We start from the raw sequence: 24,044 nt of genomic DNA on the forward strand, positions 1-24,044 counted from the left end.
TAAATGGTCCAGGTGAAAAACCACTCTACTATACGAAAAGTTTAAGGAGCTATTTAAATGGTTCGTAACATCACGAAAGCTTTGCTAGTTTTCGCCGTACTTTGTTCTTCATTCGGCTTAAGCGCAAAGTCTTACATCACTGGAGGCCTCGGTCTCCAATTTGACCTTGGATCATTGGGCGATACAATTGCAACTGATGGTTTGGATGCATCTGGAAGTTATAAAACAACTGACTCCACTGGAACTCAAGCAGGGGTTCTTCCTCGTCGTGCAATCATTCCTGAAAACCGTTTGTTAAGCTTACAGCACACCACAAACGGATTAATCAGCGCTAAAACCAGCGGTGCAATGACTGGACTTACTCTTTCCTTAGGATATGAGCAAGATTTCGGAAAAGCTTTCTTCTGGAGAGTTAACGCACACTACACTCGTAAAGTTATGGGTGGAGATACTTCCGCTAAATTCTTAGGCCAAGGGTTCTATGATATTACTTGGGACTACCATGCAATTCAAGTTCCAGTGAACGTAGGTATCAAACTTTCCGTTACTGAAGACACTGCTTTCTACATTGGAGCAGGGGTTCACTACTTTAACGGTGGATGGAGCTTAGCAGGAAGCAACCGTTTGAACGACGTTCATAACGCTCTTGTTGGAGCCGGTGTTACTAACACCACTATCTTAGGACTTGTTGCTGATGGAACTGATCCTTCTGCAAACTGGGAAAAAACTACCTTCCAAGTTTCTGGAGTTGCTCCAAACTGGTTGATCGGAGCTCAAACTAAAATTTCCGACAAAGGTTCTCTATATATGGAAGTTGAAACTCTATTCTCTTTCAAATATGGTATCGGTCACCCAAGATCAGCGGGTGGAGCGCAAGGTTTAGCGCCTTCCGTTGCTTATCCTCAAGTTCTTGGTGGAAACCAATACAGATTCGGATACAAACACGAAATCTAATTCTTAGATTTTTTGTTTGGATGCAAAGGCTCTCCGAAAGGAGGGCCTTTTTTATTTTTAAATGACAAATATAAACCTCATCCTACCCGAAAAATAGTCGCTGTTTTGGGGACTAATTTAATTCAATGGGCTTGTTTAAGAATAGTTAATGGAGAATACTATGATACAAGCTGCCAAAAGAACGATCGCAACATTTCTTCTCTTATTGCCGGGAATCTATTTAGAAGCAAAGTCATACGTAATGGGAAGCGCCGGATTACAATTTGATCTAGGGGCATTAGGAAACACAATCTCTACGGACGGTTTAGATTCTTCGAATAATTACAAAGCGACGTCCACAGATGGAGGAACCGGAGTTCTGCCACGTTTAGCGGTCATTCCGGAAAACCGTTTGCTAACATTACAACATTCTTCCAACGGATTAATTAGCGCCAAAACAAACGGTGGGATGACCGGTCTTACTCTGTCTTTCGGATACGAACAAGATTTTGGGAAAGCCTTCTTTTGGAGAGTAAACGCGCACTACACTCGTAAGGTTATGGGAGGAGATACAGAAGCAAAATTTGCAGGCCAATCCTTCTATCATATGATCTGGGATTATAATGCAATCCAGATCCCTATAAATATAGGTATCAAACTTTCCGTTTCGGAGGATGCAGCTATTTATATAGGAGCCGGGATACATTACTTCAAAGGTGGTTGGAGTTTAGCAGGTCATAATCGTTTAAATGATGTACATGAGGCCTTAGTGAATGCAGGTATTACAAATACTACCGTGCTCGGCTTGGTCGCGGATGGAACGGATCCTTCCGCAAACTGGGAAAATACTAAATTTAATGTCTCCGGAGTTGCTCCCAATTGGTTGATCGGGGCCCAAGCCAGAATGTCCGATAAGGGCCATATTTATATGGAAATGGAAACGTTATTTTCCTTTCAATATGGGATCGCTCATCCTTCTTCCTTGGGCGGCATCCAAGGTCTAGCACCGAGTGTAGCCTATCCCCAGGTTTTAGGCGGAACCCAGTATAGAATCGGATACAAACACGAGATCTGATCTTTAAACCAAATCCGTTCTTCCCAAAAGTGGAACGAATTTCACAGGCAAACGGTTTGTTTCAATGAATCCGTTTTGTTTTTTTTGGAGGGTGAGAAGTAACTGAACATCTTCTTTCCACTCTACCGGAAACACTGCGACCCCTTCTTCCAGAAGGGATTCGAAGATCAGACTTCCAGGTCCGGGAATTTTCGGGAAACATGCAGAAGATACGAATTTAGAAAATTTTTCTTTCGTTTGGGCGAGAAGTAATGCATCTCCAAACAAGATCTTGTTCCGTTTTGTAAATCCGGGAGACCAATTTTCCAAAACTTTCGACGATCTTTCGTACAATTCAGGTACGATTTCCGAAGAGACAAGTTTTGCTCCGAGTGAATCCAAGATCGCGGTCAAATATCCGGAGCCTGTGCCTATCTCTAAAATTGTATCTCCGGATCTCACATGGAGTTGGTCTGCGATATATGCGACTATATAAGGTTGAGAGATGGTTTGTTCTTCCCCGATCGGGACCGCTTTGTCTTCATAAGAATGTTCTCTGGTTTTTTCCGGAAGAAAGATATGTCTGGGAACTTTTAGAAATGCGGAAAGCAGGTTCGGGTCCTTGATCCCTCTTTCTGAGATTTGTGTTCGGACCATTCTCTCTCTTGCAAGAACAGTCTCCGCGTCATCAAATGGGGAGACGAAGCCTAAATCAGGATTTTCCATTGACGTATGGACCCGGCTCAGTAATTTGGTTATGGGTTCGGCTTTGTAGCTCAGTCGGTAGAGCAGAGGACTGAAAATCCTTGTGTCGGCAGTTCGATTCTGCCCGAAGCCAAAACCCGATTATCCGTTCTTTCTTTCCTCTCCTAGCTTCCATAATTCCGTAAATACCAGATCCTCTACTTGTTTACAAAGTTCGGGCTTATATAATTTTTTTACCGGTGGTTTAGGGTAGATATGTATCTCATCCGTGTCCGGTATATAAGTAAGCATCCGTAAAATCTGGTCCTCCCCTTCGATTTCATACATCGTGTAAGACATCCCCTTAGCTGGGATGATCTGAGAAGTTTCCAAGTATTTCATGATTCTACTTCTCTATCAAGTCTAGATCTTTTGGAAAGAGATTTATTCTCCCCTTTTGCCTCATCATTTTACTTATATGAGAGATTCTTAAAAAGCTTGTACTAAAAAGCCTTTTCTTATAATCTTTCCCAATGACTCGGTCCTCTCTTAGAACTGACGGGGCTTTTCTTGTCGGGATCACTGGGATGATCGGCGGAGGCAAATCCACTGCAACTAAGATCTTAGAAGAGATGGGCGGGATACGGATTAGCGCTGACGAGATCGCGCGTAAATATACCGATCCGGATAGTCCGATCTCTCAGGAACTGATCGATTCTTTAGGCCCTGAAATTCTGGATGAGTCCGGCAAAATTGATCGGAAAAGGATCGCAAAATTGGTGTTCGGGAATCCCGAAATGCTAAAGATCCTAAACTCTTTGACCCATCCAAGGATACGTAAGGAGTTTTTGGAAGTTCTGAACGGCTTGGAAAAAGGAAGCCTAGTTCTGTGGGAGGTCCCACTTCTATTCGAAACGGATTCATATACACTTTGTGATGCAACTGTATGTGTCATCTCTGACCCGGAAACTTCCCTTGATAGAACTGTCAAAAGGGACGGGATTAGCAGAGAAGAAGCGGAAGCGAGGGCAAAAAGCCAGCTTTCACTTCAGGAAAAAGCGAAGAAGGCCGACTATTCTATTAAGAACACAGGGGATTTGAATGACCTTCGTAAAGAATGCGAATATTTGTACGCTGAGTTAAAAGGAAGAATGAAATGAAGGAAAAAGTTTTCTACGTCATCAATCTGGACAATAAAAGGATCTCTCTACTCTCCCTATTTTTAGTGGGACTTCTTTTTTCATTCTTCTTCTTAGGAGTCTCCGTAGGCAGAAAGAGAGGCCAAGTGCAAGACGACCTGGCTCTGAACTCCAATAGAGAATCCTTATCTTCTTCTACTGTGAACCAAGCGATGGAAGAATCATCGGCTACCTCTGCCGTTAAAAAGGAAGAAGAAGTTAAATTCAGAAATCTTCCTCCTGGCGCCGAAGTTGTGGATCTAAGATCCGAAGTTTCTCCCAGCAAAAAAGAAGAGCCATCCAAAATAGATGTGGAAGCTCCGTCTTCTTCTCATCCTGAAAAAAAATTAGTCCGGAAAGAAAAGGAATCCAAAAAATCAATCCATACCTCTCCGCGTAAGACAGCGGTCCACAAAGCTGATAACGATTTTTTTGTTCAGGTAGCTGCGTTTAAGACCAAAGAGAAGGCTGATGAACTCAAGTCGTCTTTAGGTGGGAAGTCCTACGTGAAAAAAACCAAAAACGGTTACTTTACGGTCCGTATGGGAAATTTTCCATCCAAGGAGGACGCGGAAAGATCTATGAAAAAACTTCCAGGTAACTTGAAAGAAAACGCTTTGGTCTCTAAGGAATAATTTTTTTAGATATTTCGCCGGCCGATCTTCTATATTTTTTCAATTGACCCAGGAACCGTAAAACCCCAAGTTCGTTGTTAACAGAAATGGATCTGAAAGAACTCGAACCAGTTCGTCTTGCCGTTGTCAGATCCACAATCGAAAGATTGCGTCATACATATTCGGATCTTTTAACGTCGATTAAGGGATACGACGGGATCCCTGGCTTTTTCGAAAACAATCTCTACGCTCCCTCCAATAAGGAAGAAAGGGACAACGCACTCGAAAGTTTGTACGAAAAATTAAAAACGGTCGCCGGTAAGGCGATGACCGACAATATCCATCAGATTATTCTACTAAACAAACTCACGGACTCTTTGGATTTTGATACTGCCAAAGTAGTTATCGAAAATAATCTTATAGAGAACGGTGAGATCCCTCAAGAAAATCTTTATGCTGCATTAGGCGCAGTAGGAAGATTCGACGACAGAAGAACTCAGATAGGAATGGTGGGAGATACTCTTAAGTTTTTCTTCTCTCTTTCCAAACTTCCCATGGTAAAACTGATTATGGCACCGATCAAAGTTGCAGCCTCCATGGTAGGAGCTACTTCTTTAGTGGATACTATGGAGGCTGGTTATAATCTATCTTCAAAGATCAAAGATTTACAACCTTTCATTGATTCGTTTATCGATAGGGAAAACAGACTTTTAGGCAAATTGATCAACGGCGAAAAACACGAGCCGATCCAATTTTAATTTTTCCGAAGAACTTAGTTCCAGATTCCCTCTTGCCTTTTTTTAGATTTCCTAGATCCTTTGCTCCGGCCGGATCTTTGGCCTTGGGGCAAACTCATGTTTATAGGACATTATAGCGTTTCTTTCGCTTCTAAAAAAGTGGAACCTAAAACTCCTCTCTGGGCAACCTTTGTGGGAGTTCAATTTGTAGATATTCTGTTTATGATCTTTATCTTATTCGGGATCGAAGGTATCAGATTCGTTCCGGGTTTTACCGAAGTGAATAATTTCGATCTTTATTATATGCCCATCACTCATAGTTTAGTGGGAGGGATTGGTTGGTCGATCTTATGTTTTCTAATTTTTAAATTCGTCTTTTTAAGATCCAAACCGTATTCGGATTCTTTAAAGAATAAAATTTCAGGTCTAATCGGTCTTACAGTTCTTTCTCATTACTTTTTGGACCTCCCGATGCATACACAGGACCTACCTATACTATTCGATTCAGGCCCTAAAATCGGTTTCGGTCTTTGGCATAATAGGACTCTTTCCATCGCAACTGAAGTGACAATTACAGTGATCGGTTTGGCTTTATATTTTAGGGCAACTAAACCAGGTCCTACATTCGGTGGAAAATACGGAATGCAGATCTTTGGCGGAATACTTTTGGTACTAGCCGTCGCGACACCATTCTTCCCTCCTCCGCTTACCATTCCTGAATTTTCTATCCAAGCATTAGTCGGTTATATTCTTCTTGCTTGGGTAGCAGGTTGGTTAGACGGCAAAAGAATACCTGTGGAATCCTGATCTTACTTAGGTATTTTTCCAATCCGTGCAAAATAAAAATTATCCGTTTTTAGGGGCGGTACTTCTCTGCCTCTTAGTTTTAGTTACCGGTATCGGAATAGGGATTGTATTTGTGATCCTTCAATCCGTTCTAAAATGGAATCTAGATGGGAAAGTAATCACGGCGATAGGGAACTCGGCTTCCTTCGGATTAGCGATCTGGATAGGGCTCAAAATTTCTAAAAAAGAATATTCAGAAGTTCTGCGCCTCAAACCTTTAAAGCCGCTCGAGGCGATCAGCTTTGTTATCACAGCGATCGGTTTTTCCTTTCTACTTTCCGAAGTGGATAATTTGTTTTCCATGTTAGTTCCAAAGCCGGACTTCATCATAAACTTATTCCAAGGATTATTCGATGGGGAGAATATATTCTTATCAGCGATCTTACTTTCCGTCATAGCTCCGATCACTGAGGAACTTATGTTTAGAGGAGTAATCTTAGATAGATTCTTAAAACATTTTTCGGTTCTTTCTTCTTTCCTTCTTTCCTCTTTATTGTTCGGGCTGATCCACTTGAACCCTTGGCAATTTATCGGTTCTAGTATTCTCGGGATCTATATGGCTTGGGTAGTTTACAAAACGGATTCGATCTGGAATTCGATTTTAATCCACGCAGTTTTTAACGGGATCCCGTTGATAGTTTTGCATGGGCTCCGACTCGAGATCCCGGGTTTTTCCGCGCCCATTTCCGGAAAAATTCAAGTGCTACAACCGATTTGGCTAGACCTTTTGGGTTTACTCATTACTTGTTTTGGATTATCTTTTACTCTCTTTTTGTTCGGAAGAAGGAAGGAAAAAACCGCATAAGCTAACGATACGAAGGTCCGTTTTTTCTATTCGGATCAAGACTGTGTAGTTTTTTCGTTTTTAGAAGTCGAACAGTATTGGCCGAAACCTCTCGGCCATTCGTATATTCGGATCACTCCGTTAGAATTAAAAAGGCAAAATAACAATGGTTGCAAACTCCGTCCAAACTACAAATTTTTCAGAAAAAGGAGCGATCAGCATCAATAGGATCCGGATTGGATTCTCTATAGTGATGCTTTTTGTGAATGTTCTGGCTTTATTCTCTCAAGGGTCCAGCTCCCAAACCAGCACACTCATAAACTTTCTAATAGAACTCACTATTTTCGGTTACGGGATCACTCAGATCTACCTACTCAAAAAAGGAAAACTCAAAAGTGTATTCGTAACTTTTTGCGTATATTTAGATATCTTAATGTATTCGCTTATCTTCATAACGGTAACCGTCTATGCAGCGAATGCCGAAGCAATGGTCGGAACGTTAAAGATGCCATTCTTCATAATGTTGTATTTTTTTGTGATGATCTATTCCGGTCTCCTACTTTCGCCTAAAACCACTTTAATGGTAGGATATCTTGCTTTGATCGGAACATTCTCCATGGATTATTTCGCCTGGTTGAATGGAGTGGAATTTAAATACAATACAGATAAACCGACAGAGATCTCTGTGTTTTTTGAGATCATTCGATTCGTATTTTTCGTTTTAGGGATCCATATCTTAACTTCAGTAGTGAAATTTTTAGTTTCAGTTTCAGACGTCGCCATTAAGTCCACCGTCGAGGCAGAAGCAAAAAGTGAAGAAGCAGAGAAAACCAAGAACAGAATTTCGGAAGAAGCCACAGTATTGAACAGAAACACTTCCGAGATGAAAAACGAAATGGATACTCTAAACTCGGAAATCCAGAGCCAGGTTTCTAGCATGGAACAAATTAGCGCTTCGCTCGAAGAATTAGCCGCATCCACAGATAGCGCGGCAGAATTCGTAAAAGCACAATTCGGCAAAATAGAAGAACTGAACAAAGAGAGTGATACTTTAAATTCGATCTTAAAAGAAGTTCGAATTTCCACAGATTCATTATCCAAGACAACGGAAGAATCCAAAGTTTATAGCAAGGATGTTTCCGGGGCTATGGAAGTATTAGGAAATAATTTCGGAGAAGTAAGTAAATCCTTCCAAAAAGTCCAAGATGTAAACGATATGATGAGAGAGATCGCGGATAGGACAAACTTACTAGCATTAAACGCTTCTATCGAGGCAGCAAGAGCGGGAGAACATGGAAAAGGATTCGCAGTAGTGGCGCAAGAAGTAGCAAAACTTGCAGATAGCGCCTCCGAAAACGCGGCCACAATCTCTAAAATTATCGCAGAAGCGGCAAAACTGATCACGAACGGAAACACTGCAGCAGAAGAAACAAAACGAAAAGTTTCCGTCCAAGAATCCGGATTTACTTCCGTGGTAGATAACCTGAACCAATTGAGATCCAGGGTAGAAAACCAAGGGCGCATCCACGAATCCTTCTTAAAATCTTTCCGCGAATTATTCGATCTTTCCAGACAAATCGAATCCATCGCAAGCGAACAGAAGAACGGGACCAAAGAAGTGGTCCACGCTCTTTCTTCTATTGAACAATCTTCGAATATCATTTCGGAAGGTTCGAATAGAATGAGGGCCAGTTTAGAGGAACTGTCGGAACAATCGGAAAGGCTGGTGATTCAGTAAGTTTTAGGAAAAAAATTCTTTCTAAAAAATTGGAGATCAAGAGTAATTCCGTTGTCTTTAGCGGAAATTTTTGATTTCCGATTGTTGTTATACAAATGGAAAACTTCGGTTCCAGGTTTTTCTCAACAATACTAATTGCCTCAGGAGTTTTCATATCCTGTGGACGATCCTCTAAAGAGAATCCCGCACTTTTAGGGATGGAAGCGATCCTTCTGTCCACTCAACCGAAGGGTTTTCGTATCGTTTCTACAATAGAATACAATTTTGATAATCCTTATGCAATCGCGGTAGATAGCCAAGAGAACGTATACGTCGCAGAGAAATCTTGGACTTGCGATGTACAACATGATTATACCGGAAGCTGCCCCTTATACGTTACAACTACTAGATCCAGAGTTTTAAAGTTCGATCCTTCCGGAAAATTTTTAGGATGGCTTGGATTAGATACGAATGGAACAACTGGATTTCATTCAGCGCCCACAAACGCAGTCGCAGCCTTCGGACTGAACCCGGAAGAATTTACTATCATAGGCGGGCTCGCAATAGATCCCCAAGATCGTTTGTACGTTTCTGACGCATATCGGGTGCAACGATTCGATAGTTCTTTAAATTTTGAAGCATGGTTAGGTAAGGCTAGCGACAATAGTATCGGTTGGCATACAACCGGCCAACCGCAAGGTAATCCTTCGGCAGTACAAGACGATGGAGCAATGAATACTTTCGGCTCTATTTCTTTTTACGGAAATAAGATCTATGTAGCCGGCGAAGTATTATATTATGTGAATCGCTACGACCAATCAGGAACCTATGAAGGCTGGCTTGGAAAAGATGCGAACAATGTAAAAGGCTGGCACACCCCTTTAGCAGGCATAAATTATCTAAGAGGAAGCTTCCACGGAAACGATATAGGTGCTTTCAATATTACAAAAGATGCAAGTATAGATTCGACCATCGGAAATTTATTAGTGGTGGATTCGGTTCACGATCCAGTTCTTTCCGTATGGGCTCCGGATGGAACTTATCTCAATGGACTTTTTCACGTAGGAACAGGAGTGAAACCATATGCAATCGCGACAGACTCCTTTGGAAATGTGATCATATCAGATATGTACCAAGGGACCATTCGTGGATATGACCCCTCTTTACAACAAAGAGCGACTCTACAAGTGGAACCACCATCTATTCCGAATGTGTATTATCCGATTGTGGGAGCAAAACTTACGGTTGCGAGTAACGGTTATTTATATGCTGTCCATCAGACCGGCAATCGAATTCTAAAGATCAAGATTGTATATTCCGAATGGTAAATTTTGCCGCGTCCCTCGCAAAACATCCCCGCTGTCTGCTCGGGTCAGGCTCTCGCCTCCGGTCAAAAAATCGCATTCTCGATTTTTATGACCCCGGCTCGATCCTTCGCGGGTGCTTATACAATATTCTTGACTTCCCCACCTCTATTGAAAAACTGACTTTCGTAACCCGTCGCGAGTGTGGTGAAATTGGTAGACACGCCAGATTTAGGTTCTGGTGCAGTAATGTGTGGGGGTTCGAGTCCCTCCACTCGCAAAAACTTTCCTCTTCATAACAATCAAACATTCTGATACGTACATCCAGAAGTTTTTACTTTTATATCTTCTTGCAATATGCAAGTGGTGATTTAAAGTGAATCAGGAAAGATATATGACTAAAGGTAAAAAAAGGTCGGACTGTCCGATTAGCTGCTCTCTCGATGTTTGGGGAGATAAATGGTCCTTACTCATTATAAGAGATCTAATGTTCGCAAAAGAATGTACTTATGGCGATTTCCTAAAGTCCAAAGAAGGTATAGCGACCAACATTTTGGCTTCAAGACTACAGGTTCTAGAAGAAAATAAGATTATCGAAAAGCACGAGCACCCGGATAGCAAGGCAAAAGTATTATATAAACTCACTCGGAAAGGGATAGATCTGCTTCCTATATTGTTAGAGATAAATTTATGGGCGGAAAAATATTCTACAATCCCTGCAGATAGAAAAGCGATGTTAAAAGAAGTAAAAAAAGATAAGCCGGGATTTATCAAGGCAATGACCAAGGAACTGGAGAAGGCCCAAACTTGATCTAGAATCGACATCCCAGCAGATCATTTTAGTTTCATGTCTGATTTACTTTTTTTAGAATTGCTCGTTCAAAAGTATTATAGGCAAATCTTTGTAATGTTAGAAAAAGAGATGCACCTTTTCCGACTGGATAACTGAATTTCGGAGTTTTTTCGTTCACAATTTTCAGGACTGTATTTACGACCGGTTCTGGTCCGGGCACATTATCAAATTCTTTTTTTGTAAACTCTACGATCTTCCCACGGAAAGAATCATATTCACCTATAAGTCCCTTGGCTGAAATCGAATTGTCGCTGATATTCGTTTTAAACGCCATAGGCTCGACCATACAGACTTTGATGTTAAATTGATTCAGTTCGAACCGTAAAGATTTGAAATATCCTTCCAATGCATGCTTCGAAGCAGAATAATAAGAAACGTTCGGAAGACTAATTAAGCCTAAAAAAGAACCGATAGTGATTATTTTTCCCGATCTTTGTTTTCTTAAATAAGGCAACAACTCGTTTGTAAGCTTAAGAGTTCCCCAAAAGTTTGTTTCAAATTGTTGTCTCCCTAGTTCTATCGAAGTTTCTTCGGCTAATCCTTTTACTAAATATCCTGCATTATTGATCAATACGTCCAACGTATCGATTTCACTAAACAATAACTTACCGAAAGAAACGATCGAATCGTCATCTGCGATATCCAGAGGTAATAATTTGAAAGGTACTCCCGACTGAGATTTTTTGGGATTACGGCTTGTCCCAATCACATTATGGCCGTTTTCGTGAAGTTTTTTGGCGATCAGTAATCCGATCCCGGAAGAAGCCCCAGTCACTAAAATTGTTTGTTTCATCTTTTTATCCAAATTTTTACTTGCATTTCACAAGTAAAATAACTCAATTCAACTTGCAAAATGCAAGTGTTTTTTGCAAGTTATTCCGGATACTAAAGGCAAAAAAATATTAAATTATCTCATTCTTCCAATTTTGGAACAGCGGTTGAATAGCTTCCGCAAGGGAAAGATCGGATTTTTCGGTAATTTTCAGATTGTAAGGATTGGATTCTACCAGCCTGGAACCGATTCCCTGCTCTTGAGCCCATGTGCATAGATCCGTAGGTTCTACTCTGGATGGTTTTTCTAGGATCTCTTTCAGAATATCTCCCCTAATCCCTTGGGGAGTTTTCATAAACCAGATTTTATCCCGGTTTAAAAATTTAAGGCCGTCTTTCACTTCTTCCAAAACTGTTTCGTGATTTTTAGAAGCAAGAGTGGCCACTCCGAATTTTTCCGTAGCGCTGGATAATCTGTCCAAGTCGTCCGGAGAAACGAACGGTCTTGCCGCATCATGGATCAATATGATATCGTTTGCAGAAAATTGAATACTTGAAATCCCAGCTAATGTGGATCCGTGTCTTGTGTCTCCGCCCTCTACAATTCTATCTCTTTCCCTCAAATACGGAGAACAAAGAGTTTCCGATCTTAGGATATAATCCTTGTGAGATACAATGACAATACTTTTGGTCTTTCCCCAGTCTATTAGAGTCTGGAGACTATGGATTAAGATTGGTTTTCCGTTTAATTCTAAGAATTGTTTCGGAAGTTCCGACCTCATTCGGGAGCCTGTTCCTCCCGAAAGAAGCAGCAGATAAATATTACCCGATGGAAACCAAGAGCTCATTTTGTAAAATTTGTTCCAGAGTTTGTTTTTTACGGACTAACTTTACCGAACCGTCCAGATCGATCAGGACTTCTTGAGTTTCGGGGTAAGAATTATAATTTTTTACCGACATGGAAGAACAATAAGCGCCGGTTCCTTCCATCACGACTAAGTCTCCGATCTCAGGAATTTCAGTAGTCCTAAGTTGTGGCCCTCCCCCTTCTTCCTGAGTGATCAAGTCGCCGCTTTCGCAACAATGCCCTACGTATACAAAATCTCCGGTCTTTTGTTCAGACTTTTCTTTTTGGGGAATAACAACCAACGGATGTTTTGCCGCATACAAAGCGGGTCTCGTATTTACATCCATTCCCATGTCTAGTTTTACGAAAGTATATCCGCCTTCCCCAGTATAGACTATATCGTCCACCTGAGTGAGAATTGCTCCGTTATTCACCATTAAGAATGAACCCGGCTCTATTTCCATTTTAAGTTGGATCCCTTTTTCTTTGGCGTAATTTTCAAAGAGTTCTTTGACCGGCTTTCCGATGGTTTGAGGATCGGTGGTTTTTTCGCCGATCATTCTTCCAACTTTAAAGCCTCCGCCTAAATTCACAGTCCTACAATCCGCAAACTGAGCTGCGATCTCCAAGGTATAATGTGCAACAGCTTTCCAGACTTCCGGATCTGAACCGGAGCCGATATGAGTATGAACTCGAACTAATTTAAGCCCGTATTTAGAAACGATCTCTTTCACTTTTCCGATCTCTTCATGCCATATACCGAAAGAGGATGTTTTACCTCCTACATCGGTTTTTTTGGTAGCCCCAGAACCTAAACCAGGATTAAAACGGACGCTTACTTCCCCGCCAGGAAATAATTTTCCGTATTCTTCCAATTGTCGGAGAGAACAGGCGTTGAATTGTACTCCTTGAGGAATCAGATCCTTTAAGGAGCTTGCCAGTTGTTGGGAAGTGAGTAGAATATCGGAAGGTTTGAATCCTGCGAGTATCGCGCGTCTCACTTCGTGTTCGGAAGATGCGTCTATATGTATTCCCTTCTTCCTTAATATTTCCAGAACTGTGCGCCCCGGATTTGCTTTCATTGCAAATCGAACGGTCAGGCCGAAAGCGTTGGGAAAGGCAAGTGCATCATCGCAACTTTTTTCGATCCCTTTGCGGGAGTACACAAAAACCGGAGTTCCGAAATTTGTAGCGATTTTTATAGCTTCTTCGGGAGTCAAAAATTTAAGATTTTCTATTGATTGCATAGGCTTAGAGGGTTTTCTAGATCCTTCTAGGCCATCTTTTAGAGCGGTCCGGGTTTTTTCAAAGGCAAAATTCCGATATGGCAGGCAAAATCACTCATCTCGAAGCTCTTTCTCAAGTCTGCAAACATCTGGATCACGGAACTGCGGAACAAAGAAAGATCGCAAAACTTTTGAGAGAAGAAGGTACTCGTAAGTTTGCCAATATAGGTGCGATCGCGCCCGATATTTTTTATTTTTATCATGTTCTTTCTCCTGTTCGCACCAAAAAAGCGCTTCCTTGGGGAGACCTAAGCCATCACGAAAAAGTTTTAGAATTGATCCTGAATTTTTTGGACGGAGTCCTTACAGTCGAGGAAGGAATATATAGAGATCGTTTTCTTGCATTCACATTAGGCTATATCATTCACTGCGCAGTGGATATTGTCACTCATCCATATATCTTCTTTATCTCAGGAGATTATTATAGTCCTGACAAACAAATCAGTTCCAAAGCGCAATACAATCATATGAGAGTAGAGTTCGCTTTGGATTCCTGGCTTCTGGATTTTAGATGGGGAATGACCCCGAAAGCATATGATTTCGTACAGCATGTGGATCTGATCTTCAAAGGAAAAGATGGGAAGAAAAAAATGGACCCTATGCTTTGGCACTTTTGGCTGAAAGGTTTAAAGGCGACTTTCCCGAAAGAGTTCAAAGAAAAATATATCGGCTCCGAAGAAAAGATCATCCCCGGAGATATTTTGAACGAATCCTTTTTAGGTTATTTGTACTTTCATAGATACTTGGATTCCAGAAGTAAGATAGTAAGAGCAGCGCTCAGTTTTTTAGATAAGATCACTTTGCATAAAGTAAATTCTTCGGTTCTAATGCTTCCATTAAAGGAACATATAGATAAAAGGATCATGAACGAAGAAAAAAGAGAATGGTCTTATCCTGCGGACCCGAACCTGATCCGAAATGATTCCTTCGTGGAGTTGATCAACAAGGCTTGCGAGGCTGCAAAAGATGCGGTTACAAACGCCTGGGGTTATGTTCACGACAAAACTTCTCGATCTTCCATGATCAAAGAATACCAAGGATATAACTTGGATACCGGTCTTAGGTTCCACGGCATAGATAAGATGCGCCAATTTTCGCCTTTATAAGAATCAGAAAAAACCAAATGAAACACGAACCCGTAGATTTTTTCACAAGATATTTCGTAGTACTTTTCAGGGACAGGATCCAGTCCCGTTTGGATTCTTCCGACCCTGTCCGCAAACTTTTGTATCTTGTTTTGGGACTTATATTCTTAAACGGATTTTTATTCGTATTCTCCATCAAAGATATTTGGCAGGTCCCTAAGGCGGATCGTTACGAAAAACCTTCTCTACTCTTCGGGCTCAACTCGGATGGAAAATACGAACCTATCGCGGAGTTTTATAGATTTTCCAGAGTGGTAATCACCGACGAAGATCTTCCGGGTGGTTTCGAAGAGAATAAGGTCATTCGTTGTTTTGTCTCTACGGAAGATAATAATTTCAGATCCCATAAAGGATTAGATCTTCGCGGGATTTTCAGGGCCACGATGGTCAACCTTCTTGCAGGAAGAGTGAAAGAAGGTGCTTCCACAATCACTCAACAAGTCGCAAGATTAAAATTCTTAAACACGGAAAGATCCTTTTTACGTAAGGCGAGAGAAGCTTGGCTTGCACTTCTTCTTGAATTGGTATTCGATAAGAAGACCCTAATAGGAATTTATTTAAACGAGATCCCTCTCGGTCATGGCACCATTGGTGTAGGTGCGGCGGCAAAGTTCTATTTTAGAAAAGATATCAAGGACCTAAGCTGGGGAGAAGCTGCACTACTTGCCAGTTTGACCACAAGACCCAAGGAATTTTCTCCTTTAGTAAATCCGAATACATCCGCGTCTAAGGTCCGAGTCGTTTTTAAAAAACTGGTGGAAAACGGGATCTTGGATGTGGAGACCGCAGAAAGAGAATTCGAGGCATTTTCCGAATATTATATAACCTTAAATCGTTCGCCTAACGATTCTGCATTCTCGGATCGTCTCAACAAATTCCCTTATTTTACGGAATATGTGCGTAAAAACCTGGCCCGTTATATACCGTCCCAACAGATCTACGAGGGCGGTCTAAAGATCTATACCACCCTGAACATACAACACCAAACCCAGGCAGAAAAGGCATTATCCGCAGGTCTGAAACAACAAACCCAATTATCAAATCAAAGGGCCTTTACTAAGATCGACTCTTTCGAAGATACCTACGGTTCTACTTATAAACTTTTGGCAGAATTACACGATCTTCCTGAATTTAAATTTAAGATCTCCCGTTCGTATAGGACTTTCAACAGGGCCTGGCAGGAAGAATTCAGGGACGATCTATCCGTTCTAAATTTGATTTCAGGCACGGAAGGCTTGGGAGAAGCGATCGATTGGAACTATAGGACCCAGGCCACAGAAGACCATTTACTTCCTGTAGAAGGTGCGTTAATCTCCATTCGTCCGGATACGGGTTACATCACCGCGATGGTAGGAGGTTCTGGATTTAGATCGGATAACCAGCAGATCCGTGCCTTCCAAGCGTATAGACAACCAGGTTCCGCATTCAAGCCGTTAGTATATGCTTCCGCGATGGAATACTATCATGAACATCCGGACGATAAGAAGAACGTTACCGCTGCTTCTCTATTCGATGATTCTCCTTTACAATACGTTTTGGAAGACGGAGATGAATGGAACCCAAGCAATTATTCGGGAGAATATTCCGGATTCATTCGATTAAGACAAGCCTTGGAGCTTTCCAGGAACAGTGTTGCTGTGCGACTCTTAGAGCATACTGGTCTGAATAATCTTTTACCGAGACTAGAAAAACTTTTACAGGTAGAGAATAGAAATCTACCTAGAGACTTTTCAATCGCATTAGGAAGTTTTGAAGTTTCTCCTTATGAACTCGCACGAGCATACGCAGTATTTGCTTCCGGAGGAAAACAAGTCTTTCCTCTTAGCGTTTTATATGTGGAAGACGAACAAGGAAATCTGATCAAAGATTTCAGAAAAGAATTCGAATCCAAAGAAAGAAAAAGATTACTCTCTCCGGAAACAAGCTACGTCATCACTTCCATGATGGAAGATGTGATCAAAAAAGGTACCGGAACCGGAGCAAGATCTTACGGACTCACCCGTCCTGCCGCAGGAAAAACAGGAACCACAAATAATTTTAGGGATGCTTGGTTTGCAGGTTATACCCCCGAACTTGTAGCGGTCGTTTGGGTGGGATACGATACAGGAACACTTTCGCTCGGCAGAGGAATGTCGGGTGCAGTTGTAGCCGCTCCCATCTGGGGAAGATTTATGGCAAACGCACTCGTTAAAGAAAAATCCAAATCATTCGATTTCGGAGACGCAAAAATTGTGCGTAGAACCATCTGCTCCATCTCCGGAAAACTTCCAGGCAGCCATTGTTACCAGACAGAAGAAGAAGTTTTCGACAAAGATACTGTCCCTAAAGAAGTCTGCGAAGACCATAGAGGAATGAGCGAACCGGATCCGACTCCTACCCACACCACAGACCCAGGAACAACTAAAAAGAAAAAACCGAACCTCTTCGAAGGCGACGAAGACGTAATCCGGTAGGGTCTCACGCAGAGCCGCGAAGCCGCAGAGAGGGAAAGATTTTGGATGTGGGAGTTCCTACATTTAAAAGCCCTCCGCGTCTTTGGGCCTCTGCGTGCCAAAAACTCAAAAAACTCTTCTTCCCCTTTGAGACCTTGCGTGGAATTTCCTTTTTTCTTTCTTAAATAAAATTAGGTCCGGGGTCCGAAGAAATAAGATTCCCGGAGAGGGGGTAGCGGAAGACGCAAAGCGGCTGAAGCGAGGGGGACACCTCCCCCTTATATCTTCTCTTATCCATCTCATACAAAAAGAGTTGTCGATTTCGGAACCGCCCACCAAATAGATGAATCAGCAGTCAGGAGTAACAGATGGCCATCGGTAAGGATAATAATAACAGCGTAATCGGCCCGGGTTCCATATTTGAGGGCAAATTCTATATCGCTGGTTCCCTACGTATCGACGGAAAATTCGAAGGGGAAATTAAAACCGACGACGCATTATTTATTGGAGAAACAGGTAAAGTCCGCACTAACATTTCCGCAAGAGAAGTGATCGTAGCAGGGACTTTGATCGGAAATATTAAGGCGGAAACAGAAGTCCGCTTAGAAGAAACTGGACGTCTCTTAGGGGATATTATCGCTCCCGCTCTTTCCCTGGCAAAAGGTGTGGTAGCAAAAGGAAATATCACCGTAACCGGCGGCCAAAAGAAAGACGTTAAAAAGATCGTGGAAGAATCTTTTGGCGGCACAAGGACCCTGGACAACGGTAAGGAAGAATAACTCAAAGGCCATAGAGTTCTTTTTCCCATCTCTTAGATTTGTTCGAATCAAAAACTCGGGTGGTTCTCCGCCCGATCGACCGATACTCATAGTATGATCTTCAAGAAGCCCAGGCAATTGACCGCAGGAAAAGAAATCCTCCGGACAGATAATTTCACCCTGATCTACCTGGGCGCCTTCCATTTCCATTATTCCTTTTATTTCAGAGGAAACCTGTATCACGGAAACCTGGACTTCAGAAGACGCAAATTCCGCGTTATCCCTCTTGTAGCATCAGTCATCTTTATGGTCCTATTTTTAGGGATTTGGATGAGTCCGTCTAACGCTTCTATGGAATCCGCATCTACAGAAGTGACAGAGAACGATTCAGAAGACTTAAAAGCCAAAAAAGGCGACGAAAAATTCTTAGAAGAATCCGAAAAGGCAAAACTCACCATCTTGATGGCGAACGAGATCAAGAGCGCTTCCGACAAAAAGAAACAACTCAAAGTAGTTACTTACAAAGTTAAAAGGAACGAAACACTTTCGGAGATCGCAACCCGTTATAAGGTCTCCATGGAATCCATCGCGGGTTCTTCCAGTATCAATCTGGAGGATACTCTATATCCGGGACAAATATTACAAATCCCGAATAAACAAGGTCTATTATATAAGTTCAAGGCGGGAGATACTGTCGCCAAAGTAGCTTCTCTTTACAAAGTAAACTTGGATGAAATTTTAGAAGAGAATAAACTGGACGATCTAGACATTCTTCGTCCAGGTCAAAAAGTTTTCCTTCCGGGTGCTGTGATCCCGGACCCAACTCCTAAATGGGTAGTTCCTGTAACTTCTCATGTGGTCACTTCCAATTATGGATGGAGGACTTTCCCTCAACATAAATTCCACGAGGCTTTGGATTTAAAAGCGAACTACGAAGCGGTGATGGCCGCTCGTAACGGTAAGGTAGTTTTCTCCGGATGGATGGGCGGTTATGGAAACGCGATCGTGATCGAACATAACGACGATTTCAAAACATTATACGCTCATAATTCCAGACTGAACGTAAAACGTGGAGACTATGTGGTTGCGGGTAAAAAGATCTCAACCTCCGGATGTACAGGTTATTGTTTCGGTCCTCACCTACATTTCGAGGTGATCCACAAAGGGAAATCGGTAAACCCCGGAAAATATCTAAAAGGTCTCAGCTATAAAAGAGGCTCCAAACCGAACCATTAAGATTTTATGATGTTTCGATCTGTATTTTTTCTTTTCTCAAGTTTTCTTCTTACCTTAAGTTGTGGGCCTTCCATTTCCGAGCACTTGGAAAAAAGGACCAATTCCCAATATTCCACCACTCATGGGATCGAAGTATTTTTTAATACTTCCAGAGCGGTAAATCCCGGCACACAAGTCGCATGTTCTAATTCTTATTTCCTGAATTTCGGGAATATGGGAACTCAATCCGGCTCCTGCTTGGTAAATGTTCCGGCAGATAGAGAGATAGGTTCCCTGCCCTTCGGACTCGGAAATAAAGAAAAATCATTTCAATTCTTAGAACATAGAGTCTCTATCCAAGGCAAAACCAAAGAAGAACTGGAAAAACTTTGGTGGAAAAGGATAGAAGAAGACCCTTTCGAAGAAGTGATCGTATTCGTTCACGGATTTAACGTAAATTTCGAAGAGGCCATACTAAGAGCGGCTCAACTCAAATACGATCTGAAATTTCCAGGCAAGGTAGCTTTATATACTTGGCCTGCGGGAGGAGACGGCTCCATGCTTGGGACCTTCTTCCTTAAAAACACTTATGAAAAAAATTTAGTCTCCGCCAGAAGTAGCAGGGATTCTTTCAAACATTTCCTGAAAAGAATGGCTTCCACTAATAAGAAAATCCATCTATTAGTACATTCGATGGGACACCAGGTAGTTTTGAATTCAGTTTCGGAACTTTCCAAAGAATGGGGAGATAAACCTTTTCTGAAAGAATTGGTCCTGAACGCTCCCGATTATGATACGGGTGAGTTTATACTCATACTAGACAGCTTATTAAAATCTTCGGAAAGGATCACATTGTATTGTTCTCCCGGAGACTCCGCATTGTTCGCCTCCGCGCAGATCCACCAGACAGGAAGACTAGGCGCCTGTTCCAAATTTCCAGGTGTGGATGTGGTTAATGTGAATCCGATAGACTCTTCTTTATTGTCATTGGGTCACGGATACTATTCTTCCCGACCGATCCTTACGGATCTATACCAACTGTTTTTGGGTTTGGGAGCGGAGAAGAGACTATTCATCCGTAAGTCGTACGGAAACGAAAACTATATTCTCCGAAATTAAATCCTTTTAAACACGAGATCTATCCCCCATGCCGGAACAGGAGCAACTTTTGTCCGATATACGTTAGACGATATGTCAAAATATTTCCAATTTTAGTCCGAAAGGATTAGGGAAGTTTTTATATTCTGATGGTTGTTTCAAAAAAAATTACAGGTTTATAAGTAGTCTTTACAAAAATCCTACTCATATTCGATTTTACTTGCAAAGAAGGCTTTCAAATTCTTTTGCACATTTCCGCGGATATTTTCACCTATCATTTTACATTTATGTAGTTGAAACAATCGGTTTTATTCGTAGATTAGAAGTATGCTCACGAAACCTAAGATCCTAGTTGTCGAAGATGAGATCATAGTCGCAGTCAACTTGGGGCAAAAACTTAAAAAATTAGGTTACGATCTTGTGGGCATCACATCCTCCGGAGAGGAGGCCATCCAAAAGGCAGAGGAGAATCACCCTGACCTGGTCCTAATGGACATCAATATCGAAGGGAATCTGGACGGGATCCAAACTGCGGAACTCCTCCGAAACAGATTTCAAACGCCCGTTATTTATCTTACTGCATACGCGGATGAGAACACTCTTAATAGAGCCAAAAGGACTCAACCTCTAGGTTATATTGTCAAACCGTTCGAGTCCGACCAACTCCGCTCTTCCATCGAAGTGGCTTTGTATAAGAACGAGTTGGAACATAGAAACCGCAAAAACGAAGAATCCTTAAAATCCACCTTGAATCAAATGGAATCCGGGATCATCACCACAGATGAGAACGGTCTAGTATTATTCTGCAATCCTGTTGCGGAAAAGATCGCTGGCCTAAGCTACGCAGAATCCATCGGACTTTCCTTAACAAAGATCTTAAGATTAGAAGATTCCAATTCATCCGCATATGCTCTTCCGCTTTCGGATGTGCTAACTTCTCATCAAACAATTGAGAAAAATGGAATATTCGCGATCGACGGTATCGGAAATAAAACTGCGGTTTCTATCCAGATCTCCCCAATCTTAAACACCGAAGGCAAATCCAGCGGAAGTATCACAGTTCTTCGTTTGGGAGAATCGGATAATACCAACCAGTCCTATCTGAAAGAGATCCATCATAGGATCAAAAATAATCTTACAGTTATTTCATCCTTGCTGAGTATGAACGCCTCCAATTTGAAGGACCAAGAAACCTTGGATATTTTCAAGGACAGTCAGCATAGGATTCAGGCAGTCGCACTTCTGCACGAAGTGCTTTATGAAAATCATGACCTATCTTCCATCAGTTTCGATCTGTATGTTCGTAAACTTACCGACCTTTTGTTCGAGGTCCATAAGGTGGATCGTTCCAAATTCAAATTAATATTGGATATCCAAACCCCCAAGATCCCAAGCGAAATGGGAATGAACTGCGCGTTGATCATTAACGAACTTCTTACCAACTCGTTCAAACATGGATTCAAAGGTAAAGAAAGCGGTTCTATATTAATCCGTTTTAGTTTGAACGACGAACGGTATTTCTTAGAGGTCAAAGACGACGGCGTAGGTTTGTCCGATGCGGCGCCTCAAACACGCAATTCGGGCTCTTTGGGACTTTCTTTGGTGGATTCTTTTGTCAAACTTCTCAGGGGAAAACTTCAATTAGAGAACGAAAACGGCTGCAAGGCAACCCTAAGTTTCCCTGCAAGGCACGAGACCTAAAAAACGTTTTACTCGTCGGCCGAATGGGATAACTCTGATCCCGATGAAGACAAACTTTGAATTCTTTGAAATCGTCGAGAGAGAAGACGGAGTAGCCATCGTCTTCTTAAACCGTCCCGACAAAAGAAACGCGATGAACTGGAGTTTCTGGAGAGATCTTCCGGATGTCGTAAACGAAATTAACTCCAATCAAAAAATCAGATCATTCGTAATTGCCGCAAGGGGGAAATCATTCTCCACAGGTCTGGACTTGGACTCATTCTTCCAAGAATTCGGATCCGTAGTACAAGGAACTTACGGAGATGATCGTAAAAAATTCTACGAACTAATCCTCAGAATGCAGAAAGGTATCAATGCAGTCTATGATTCTCCTAAACCTTCCGTTGCCGCAGTCCAAAAACATTGTATTGGCGGTGGGCTAGACCTGATCTCGGCATGCGATATTCGTTATGCAACTTACGATGCAAGTATTTCCCTTAGGGAAGCAAAAGTAGCGATCGTGGCGGACATGGGTTCTATCAATAGACTTCCCTCTATTATCGGACAAGGGCACACGAGAGAACTTGCCTACACCGGTAAGGACATAGACGGAGAAGAAGCTCTCAGAATGGGACTAGTTTCTAAATTGTTCAAAGACCAGGACCAACTTTTGGAAGGTGCAATCGCTACCGCTTCCGAGATTGCCGCCAATCCGAGGATAGTGGTAGAAGGTACTAAAGAAGTAATGAACTTCTCCGAAGGAAAACCTTTAGCTGTCGGTTTGAACTATGTCGCGGTTTGGAACTCCAGTTTTATGGATTCCAGGGATTTTAGAGAAGCAATGAAAGCCTTTAAAGAGAGAAAAAGGCCGGAATATAATAAGGACTAACTTGGCGAGTGCGGATGTGGGAACTCCTACAATCGGTAGAATTACTTTTTGTGGAATTCCTACGTCCTAATTAAACGTACAGATCCAAAAGTCTGGATCTTCCTTCAGAAGCCTGGGCTTGCACTTGAGCCTCTACGTTCAGCTTCAAAAGTTTAGAATTCATATCCGACTGAGCTTGGAATATTTCTCTAGGCAGATTGGCAATTCTTTCGATCATGAGAGATTGGCTGGTTTGGCTACCGATTTCCATTTTCTTTACCTCGATGGACTGGGGATTTTTTCTTTCCTTTGCCCCCGTTTCAATCATCGGTTGATCTGCGGAAAACTTGATTATTTTAGGAATTTTTTTAGCCTGTCCCAGTCGTGGGTTTTAGGGAACTGATCATAAGCGCCATCCATAGGGAAAGGCAGAGAGAATTTACTAAGGCGTTCAACCTATACAAGGAATCCCTGAATTTTACCCAAAATCCCAAAACCATCCTCAAGGTGAAAAATCGCCAAGCCTGGTGCCAATATTATATTGGGAATACCAGGGAAACTCTTAATCTTTTTCAGGAATTGCAGGATCGTTTTTCCACTCATCCGGAAAGCAGACTATACTATGCGAATTACCTCATTAAGGTTCACAATTATAAATCAGCGAAAAAGATACTCACGACTGCAATCGAGATCTTTCCGGACCAATTGGAATTATATCTGACTCTTGCCAGTTTGTTAAAAGATACGGATAGGTCCAACGAGGCAATCCAAGTTTTAAAACAAGCTCTGTCCCAGGAAAAACTTTCCAGAGGAAGAGGGATCAAACGAAAAGATATTTGGTCCGAGCTTGGATATCTGTATTATCAAAGGGGCGATTATAACTCGGCATTAGCTTCTTTAAAAACGGCCATGAGAATGGACGAAGAAGAGACCTTTCTTCACTATGATATGATCGCCCAATGTTATCTGAAAGTTTCCGATCATAAAAACGCGCTTAAGTTTATAGATCTATACATCAAATATTTCGGAGAATCGGACGCGGACATACTCGTAGTAAAAGCGAGGGCCCACGCCCAGTTGCAGGAAAGTCACTTAGCATGCGCTTCCCTTCTCCAGGCCTACTCTATGGAAAACGGTCTTAAACTTTCCGCAGAGGATATGGTGGATTTCGGTCCGCTTTTGCAGACCGGTTTTTTTGATACATTAGAAAATGTTGAAATAGACGAAGCTTAGCCTAACA

At 41.9% G+C, this 24,044-nt stretch carries 24 protein-coding genes and 2 tRNA genes; 20 read left to right on the forward strand and 6 right to left on the reverse strand.

The features are described from left to right. Window positions 1-57 precede the first annotated feature (57 nt). Both LEP1GSC185_RS18575 and LEP1GSC185_RS18580 read left to right on the forward strand, forming a co-directional pair. Complete coding sequence (locus LEP1GSC185_RS18575) at window positions 58-954, forward strand: porin OmpL1 (RefSeq protein WP_008593180.1); 897 nt, start codon at window positions 58-60, stop codon at window positions 952-954. A gap of 160 nt (window positions 955-1,114) precedes the next feature. Next, window positions 1,115-2,008, forward strand: a complete 894-nt coding sequence (locus LEP1GSC185_RS18580; protein WP_008593418.1) for a porin OmpL1 — start codon at window positions 1,115-1,117, stop codon at window positions 2,006-2,008. Window positions 2,009-2,011: 3 nt separating this feature from the next. Here LEP1GSC185_RS18580 and LEP1GSC185_RS18585 read toward each other — a convergent pair whose 3' ends face one another. Continuing rightward, on the reverse strand, window positions 2,012-2,713 hold the full coding sequence (locus tag LEP1GSC185_RS18585) for a protein-L-isoaspartate O-methyltransferase family protein (protein WP_008593231.1): 702 nt from the start codon (window positions 2,711-2,713) through the stop codon (window positions 2,012-2,014). A 39-nt stretch (window positions 2,714-2,752) separates the two neighbouring features. Here LEP1GSC185_RS18585 and LEP1GSC185_RS18590 point away from each other — a divergent pair. Further along, window positions 2,753-2,825: transfer RNA gene (locus LEP1GSC185_RS18590), tRNA-Phe, on the forward strand. 8 nt (window positions 2,826-2,833) lie between these two features. Here the strand turns inward: LEP1GSC185_RS18590 and LEP1GSC185_RS18595 are convergent. Further along, window positions 2,834-3,073, reverse strand: a complete 240-nt coding sequence (locus LEP1GSC185_RS18595; protein ID WP_008593308.1) for a hypothetical protein — start codon at window positions 3,071-3,073, stop codon at window positions 2,834-2,836. A 131-nt stretch (window positions 3,074-3,204) separates the two neighbouring features. On the opposite strand from LEP1GSC185_RS18595, the gene coaE reads away from it, so the two are divergent. From coaE to LEP1GSC185_RS18640, 9 genes are all read left to right on the forward strand, one after another. Next, window positions 3,205-3,831 carry a dephospho-CoA kinase gene (gene coaE, locus LEP1GSC185_RS18600; protein WP_008597316.1) on the forward strand — a complete coding sequence of 209 codons (627 nt, stop codon included), beginning with the start codon at window positions 3,205-3,207 and terminating at the stop codon, window positions 3,829-3,831. Next, entirely contained in the window at window positions 3,828-4,484 is a 657-nt protein-coding gene (locus LEP1GSC185_RS18605) for an SPOR domain-containing protein (protein WP_008593186.1), read from the forward strand. Before coaE ends, LEP1GSC185_RS18605 begins: the two co-directional genes overlap by 4 nt. 86 nt (window positions 4,485-4,570) lie before the next feature. Next, window positions 4,571-5,221 carry an FFLEELY motif protein gene (locus tag LEP1GSC185_RS18610; protein ID WP_008593379.1) on the forward strand — a complete coding sequence of 217 codons (651 nt, stop codon included), beginning with the start codon at window positions 4,571-4,573 and terminating at the stop codon, window positions 5,219-5,221. A gap of 96 nt (window positions 5,222-5,317) precedes the next feature. Beyond that, window positions 5,318-6,007 carry a hypothetical protein gene (locus LEP1GSC185_RS18615; protein WP_008593243.1) on the forward strand — a complete coding sequence of 230 codons (690 nt, stop codon included), beginning with the start codon at window positions 5,318-5,320 and terminating at the stop codon, window positions 6,005-6,007. A gap of 25 nt (window positions 6,008-6,032) precedes the next feature. Then, complete coding sequence (locus tag LEP1GSC185_RS18620) at window positions 6,033-6,851, forward strand: CPBP family intramembrane glutamic endopeptidase (protein WP_008593348.1); 819 nt, start codon at window positions 6,033-6,035, stop codon at window positions 6,849-6,851. Window positions 6,852-6,996: 145 nt separating this feature from the next. Continuing rightward, window positions 6,997-8,568 carry a methyl-accepting chemotaxis protein gene (locus LEP1GSC185_RS18625; RefSeq protein WP_008593361.1) on the forward strand — a complete coding sequence of 524 codons (1,572 nt, stop codon included), beginning with the start codon at window positions 6,997-6,999 and terminating at the stop codon, window positions 8,566-8,568. Window positions 8,569-8,765: 197 nt separating this feature from the next. After that, window positions 8,766-9,875 (forward strand): NHL repeat-containing protein, encoded by a 1,110-nt coding sequence (locus tag LEP1GSC185_RS18630; protein ID WP_232298472.1) that lies wholly within the window; start codon window positions 8,766-8,768, stop codon window positions 9,873-9,875. Between the two features lie 174 nt (window positions 9,876-10,049). Then, window positions 10,050-10,131 (forward strand) — tRNA-Leu (locus LEP1GSC185_RS18635). 114 nt (window positions 10,132-10,245) lie between these two features. Next, window positions 10,246-10,662 carry a winged helix-turn-helix transcriptional regulator gene (locus LEP1GSC185_RS18640; protein ID WP_008593077.1) on the forward strand — a complete coding sequence of 139 codons (417 nt, stop codon included), beginning with the start codon at window positions 10,246-10,248 and terminating at the stop codon, window positions 10,660-10,662. A gap of 34 nt (window positions 10,663-10,696) precedes the next feature. Here the strand turns inward: LEP1GSC185_RS18640 and LEP1GSC185_RS18645 are convergent, their stop codons facing one another. From LEP1GSC185_RS18645 to LEP1GSC185_RS18655, 3 genes are all read right to left on the reverse strand, one after another. Further along, window positions 10,697-11,497: an SDR family NAD(P)-dependent oxidoreductase gene (locus tag LEP1GSC185_RS18645; RefSeq protein WP_008593414.1), complete on the reverse strand. Its 801-nt coding sequence runs from the start codon at window positions 11,495-11,497 to the stop codon at window positions 10,697-10,699. Window positions 11,498-11,606: 109 nt separating this feature from the next. After that, complete coding sequence (locus LEP1GSC185_RS18650) at window positions 11,607-12,323, reverse strand: IspD/TarI family cytidylyltransferase (protein WP_008597328.1); 717 nt, start codon at window positions 12,321-12,323, stop codon at window positions 11,607-11,609. Beyond that, window positions 12,298-13,569, reverse strand: coding sequence for a diaminopimelate decarboxylase (locus LEP1GSC185_RS18655; protein ID WP_008593339.1), 1,272 nt, complete (start codon window positions 13,567-13,569; stop codon window positions 12,298-12,300). The genes LEP1GSC185_RS18650 and LEP1GSC185_RS18655 overlap by 26 nt, the downstream gene beginning before the upstream one ends. A 77-nt stretch (window positions 13,570-13,646) precedes the next feature. Here LEP1GSC185_RS18655 and LEP1GSC185_RS18660 point away from each other — a divergent pair, with 77 nt between their 5' ends. From LEP1GSC185_RS18660 to LEP1GSC185_RS18690, 7 genes are all read left to right on the forward strand, one after another. Next, on the forward strand, window positions 13,647-14,714 hold the full coding sequence (locus LEP1GSC185_RS18660) for a zinc dependent phospholipase C family protein (RefSeq protein WP_008593401.1): 1,068 nt from the start codon (window positions 13,647-13,649) through the stop codon (window positions 14,712-14,714). Window positions 14,715-14,731: 17 nt separating this feature from the next. Further along, window positions 14,732-17,206: a penicillin-binding protein 1A gene (locus LEP1GSC185_RS18665; RefSeq protein ID WP_008593235.1), complete on the forward strand. Its 2,475-nt coding sequence runs from the start codon at window positions 14,732-14,734 to the stop codon at window positions 17,204-17,206. A 347-nt stretch (window positions 17,207-17,553) separates the two neighbouring features. After that, window positions 17,554-17,964, forward strand: a complete 411-nt coding sequence (locus LEP1GSC185_RS18670; RefSeq protein WP_008593196.1) for a bactofilin family protein — start codon at window positions 17,554-17,556, stop codon at window positions 17,962-17,964. 93 nt (window positions 17,965-18,057) lie between these two features. Continuing rightward, window positions 18,058-19,179 (forward strand): peptidoglycan DD-metalloendopeptidase family protein, encoded by a 1,122-nt coding sequence (locus tag LEP1GSC185_RS18675; RefSeq protein WP_008593205.1) that lies wholly within the window; start codon window positions 18,058-18,060, stop codon window positions 19,177-19,179. A 9-nt stretch (window positions 19,180-19,188) separates the two neighbouring features. Beyond that, on the forward strand, window positions 19,189-20,277 hold the full coding sequence (locus tag LEP1GSC185_RS18680) for an alpha/beta hydrolase (RefSeq protein WP_008597343.1): 1,089 nt from the start codon (window positions 19,189-19,191) through the stop codon (window positions 20,275-20,277). A 306-nt stretch (window positions 20,278-20,583) separates the two neighbouring features. Then, window positions 20,584-21,957 (forward strand): histidine kinase dimerization/phosphoacceptor domain -containing protein, encoded by a 1,374-nt coding sequence (locus LEP1GSC185_RS18685; protein WP_008593399.1) that lies wholly within the window; start codon window positions 20,584-20,586, stop codon window positions 21,955-21,957. 43 nt (window positions 21,958-22,000) lie between these two features. Beyond that, on the forward strand, window positions 22,001-22,825 hold the full coding sequence (locus LEP1GSC185_RS18690) for a crotonase/enoyl-CoA hydratase family protein (RefSeq protein WP_008593201.1): 825 nt from the start codon (window positions 22,001-22,003) through the stop codon (window positions 22,823-22,825). 70 nt (window positions 22,826-22,895) lie between these two features. Here LEP1GSC185_RS18690 and LEP1GSC185_RS18695 read toward each other — a convergent pair whose 3' ends face one another. Next, window positions 22,896-23,075: a hypothetical protein gene (locus LEP1GSC185_RS18695; protein ID WP_024864064.1), complete on the reverse strand. Its 180-nt coding sequence runs from the start codon at window positions 23,073-23,075 to the stop codon at window positions 22,896-22,898. A gap of 113 nt (window positions 23,076-23,188) precedes the next feature. Here LEP1GSC185_RS18695 and LEP1GSC185_RS18700 point away from each other — a divergent pair, with 113 nt between their 5' ends. After that, entirely contained in the window at window positions 23,189-24,037 is an 849-nt protein-coding gene (locus tag LEP1GSC185_RS18700; RefSeq protein WP_008593350.1) for a tetratricopeptide repeat protein, read from the forward strand. The last annotated feature ends 7 nt before the right edge of the window (window positions 24,038-24,044 follow it).

This window comes from Leptospira licerasiae serovar Varillal str. VAR 010 (genome assembly GCF_000244755.1).
Taxonomy (GTDB): Bacteria; Spirochaetota; Leptospiria; order Leptospirales; family Leptospiraceae; genus Leptospira_B; species Leptospira_B licerasiae.

Excerpts from the sequence above, each read along its gene's own strand:
- LEP1GSC185_RS18645 (WP_008593414.1), bottom strand. The coding sequence starts at position 11,497 with ATGAAACAAACAATTTTAGTGACTGGGGCTTCTTCCGGGATCGGATTA.
- LEP1GSC185_RS18580 (WP_008593418.1), top strand. The coding sequence starts at position 1,115 with ATGATACAAGCTGCCAAAAGAACGATCGCAACATTTCTTCTCTTATTG.
- LEP1GSC185_RS18615 (WP_008593243.1), top strand. The coding sequence starts at position 5,318 with ATGTTTATAGGACATTATAGCGTTTCTTTCGCTTCTAAAAAAGTGGAA.
- LEP1GSC185_RS18680 (WP_008597343.1), top strand. The coding sequence starts at position 19,189 with ATGTTTCGATCTGTATTTTTTCTTTTCTCAAGTTTTCTTCTTACCTTA.
- coaE (WP_008597316.1), top strand. The coding sequence starts at position 3,205 with ATGACTCGGTCCTCTCTTAGAACTGACGGGGCTTTTCTTGTCGGGATC.
- LEP1GSC185_RS18675 (WP_008593205.1), top strand. The coding sequence starts at position 18,058 with ATGATCTTCAAGAAGCCCAGGCAATTGACCGCAGGAAAAGAAATCCTC.
- LEP1GSC185_RS18575 (WP_008593180.1), top strand. The coding sequence starts at position 58 with ATGGTTCGTAACATCACGAAAGCTTTGCTAGTTTTCGCCGTACTTTGT.
- LEP1GSC185_RS18695 (WP_024864064.1), bottom strand. The coding sequence starts at position 23,075 with ATGGAAATCGGTAGCCAAACCAGCCAATCTCTCATGATCGAAAGAATT.
- LEP1GSC185_RS18690 (WP_008593201.1), top strand. The coding sequence starts at position 22,001 with ATGAAGACAAACTTTGAATTCTTTGAAATCGTCGAGAGAGAAGACGGA.
- LEP1GSC185_RS18650 (WP_008597328.1), bottom strand. The coding sequence starts at position 12,323 with ATGAGCTCTTGGTTTCCATCGGGTAATATTTATCTGCTGCTTCTTTCG.
- LEP1GSC185_RS18625 (WP_008593361.1), top strand. The coding sequence starts at position 6,997 with ATGGTTGCAAACTCCGTCCAAACTACAAATTTTTCAGAAAAAGGAGCG.
- LEP1GSC185_RS18670 (WP_008593196.1), top strand. The coding sequence starts at position 17,554 with ATGGCCATCGGTAAGGATAATAATAACAGCGTAATCGGCCCGGGTTCC.
- LEP1GSC185_RS18660 (WP_008593401.1), top strand. The coding sequence starts at position 13,647 with ATGGCAGGCAAAATCACTCATCTCGAAGCTCTTTCTCAAGTCTGCAAA.
- LEP1GSC185_RS18595 (WP_008593308.1), bottom strand. The coding sequence starts at position 3,073 with ATGAAATACTTGGAAACTTCTCAGATCATCCCAGCTAAGGGGATGTCT.
- LEP1GSC185_RS18630 (WP_232298472.1), top strand. The coding sequence starts at position 8,766 with ATGGAAGCGATCCTTCTGTCCACTCAACCGAAGGGTTTTCGTATCGTT.
- LEP1GSC185_RS18685 (WP_008593399.1), top strand. The coding sequence starts at position 20,584 with ATGCTCACGAAACCTAAGATCCTAGTTGTCGAAGATGAGATCATAGTC.
- LEP1GSC185_RS18655 (WP_008593339.1), bottom strand. The coding sequence starts at position 13,569 with ATGCAATCAATAGAAAATCTTAAATTTTTGACTCCCGAAGAAGCTATA.
- LEP1GSC185_RS18665 (WP_008593235.1), top strand. The coding sequence starts at position 14,732 with ATGAAACACGAACCCGTAGATTTTTTCACAAGATATTTCGTAGTACTT.
- LEP1GSC185_RS18640 (WP_008593077.1), top strand. The coding sequence starts at position 10,246 with ATGACTAAAGGTAAAAAAAGGTCGGACTGTCCGATTAGCTGCTCTCTC.
- LEP1GSC185_RS18605 (WP_008593186.1), top strand. The coding sequence starts at position 3,828 with ATGAAGGAAAAAGTTTTCTACGTCATCAATCTGGACAATAAAAGGATC.
- LEP1GSC185_RS18610 (WP_008593379.1), top strand. The coding sequence starts at position 4,571 with ATGGATCTGAAAGAACTCGAACCAGTTCGTCTTGCCGTTGTCAGATCC.
- LEP1GSC185_RS18585 (WP_008593231.1), bottom strand. The coding sequence starts at position 2,713 with ATGGAAAATCCTGATTTAGGCTTCGTCTCCCCATTTGATGACGCGGAG.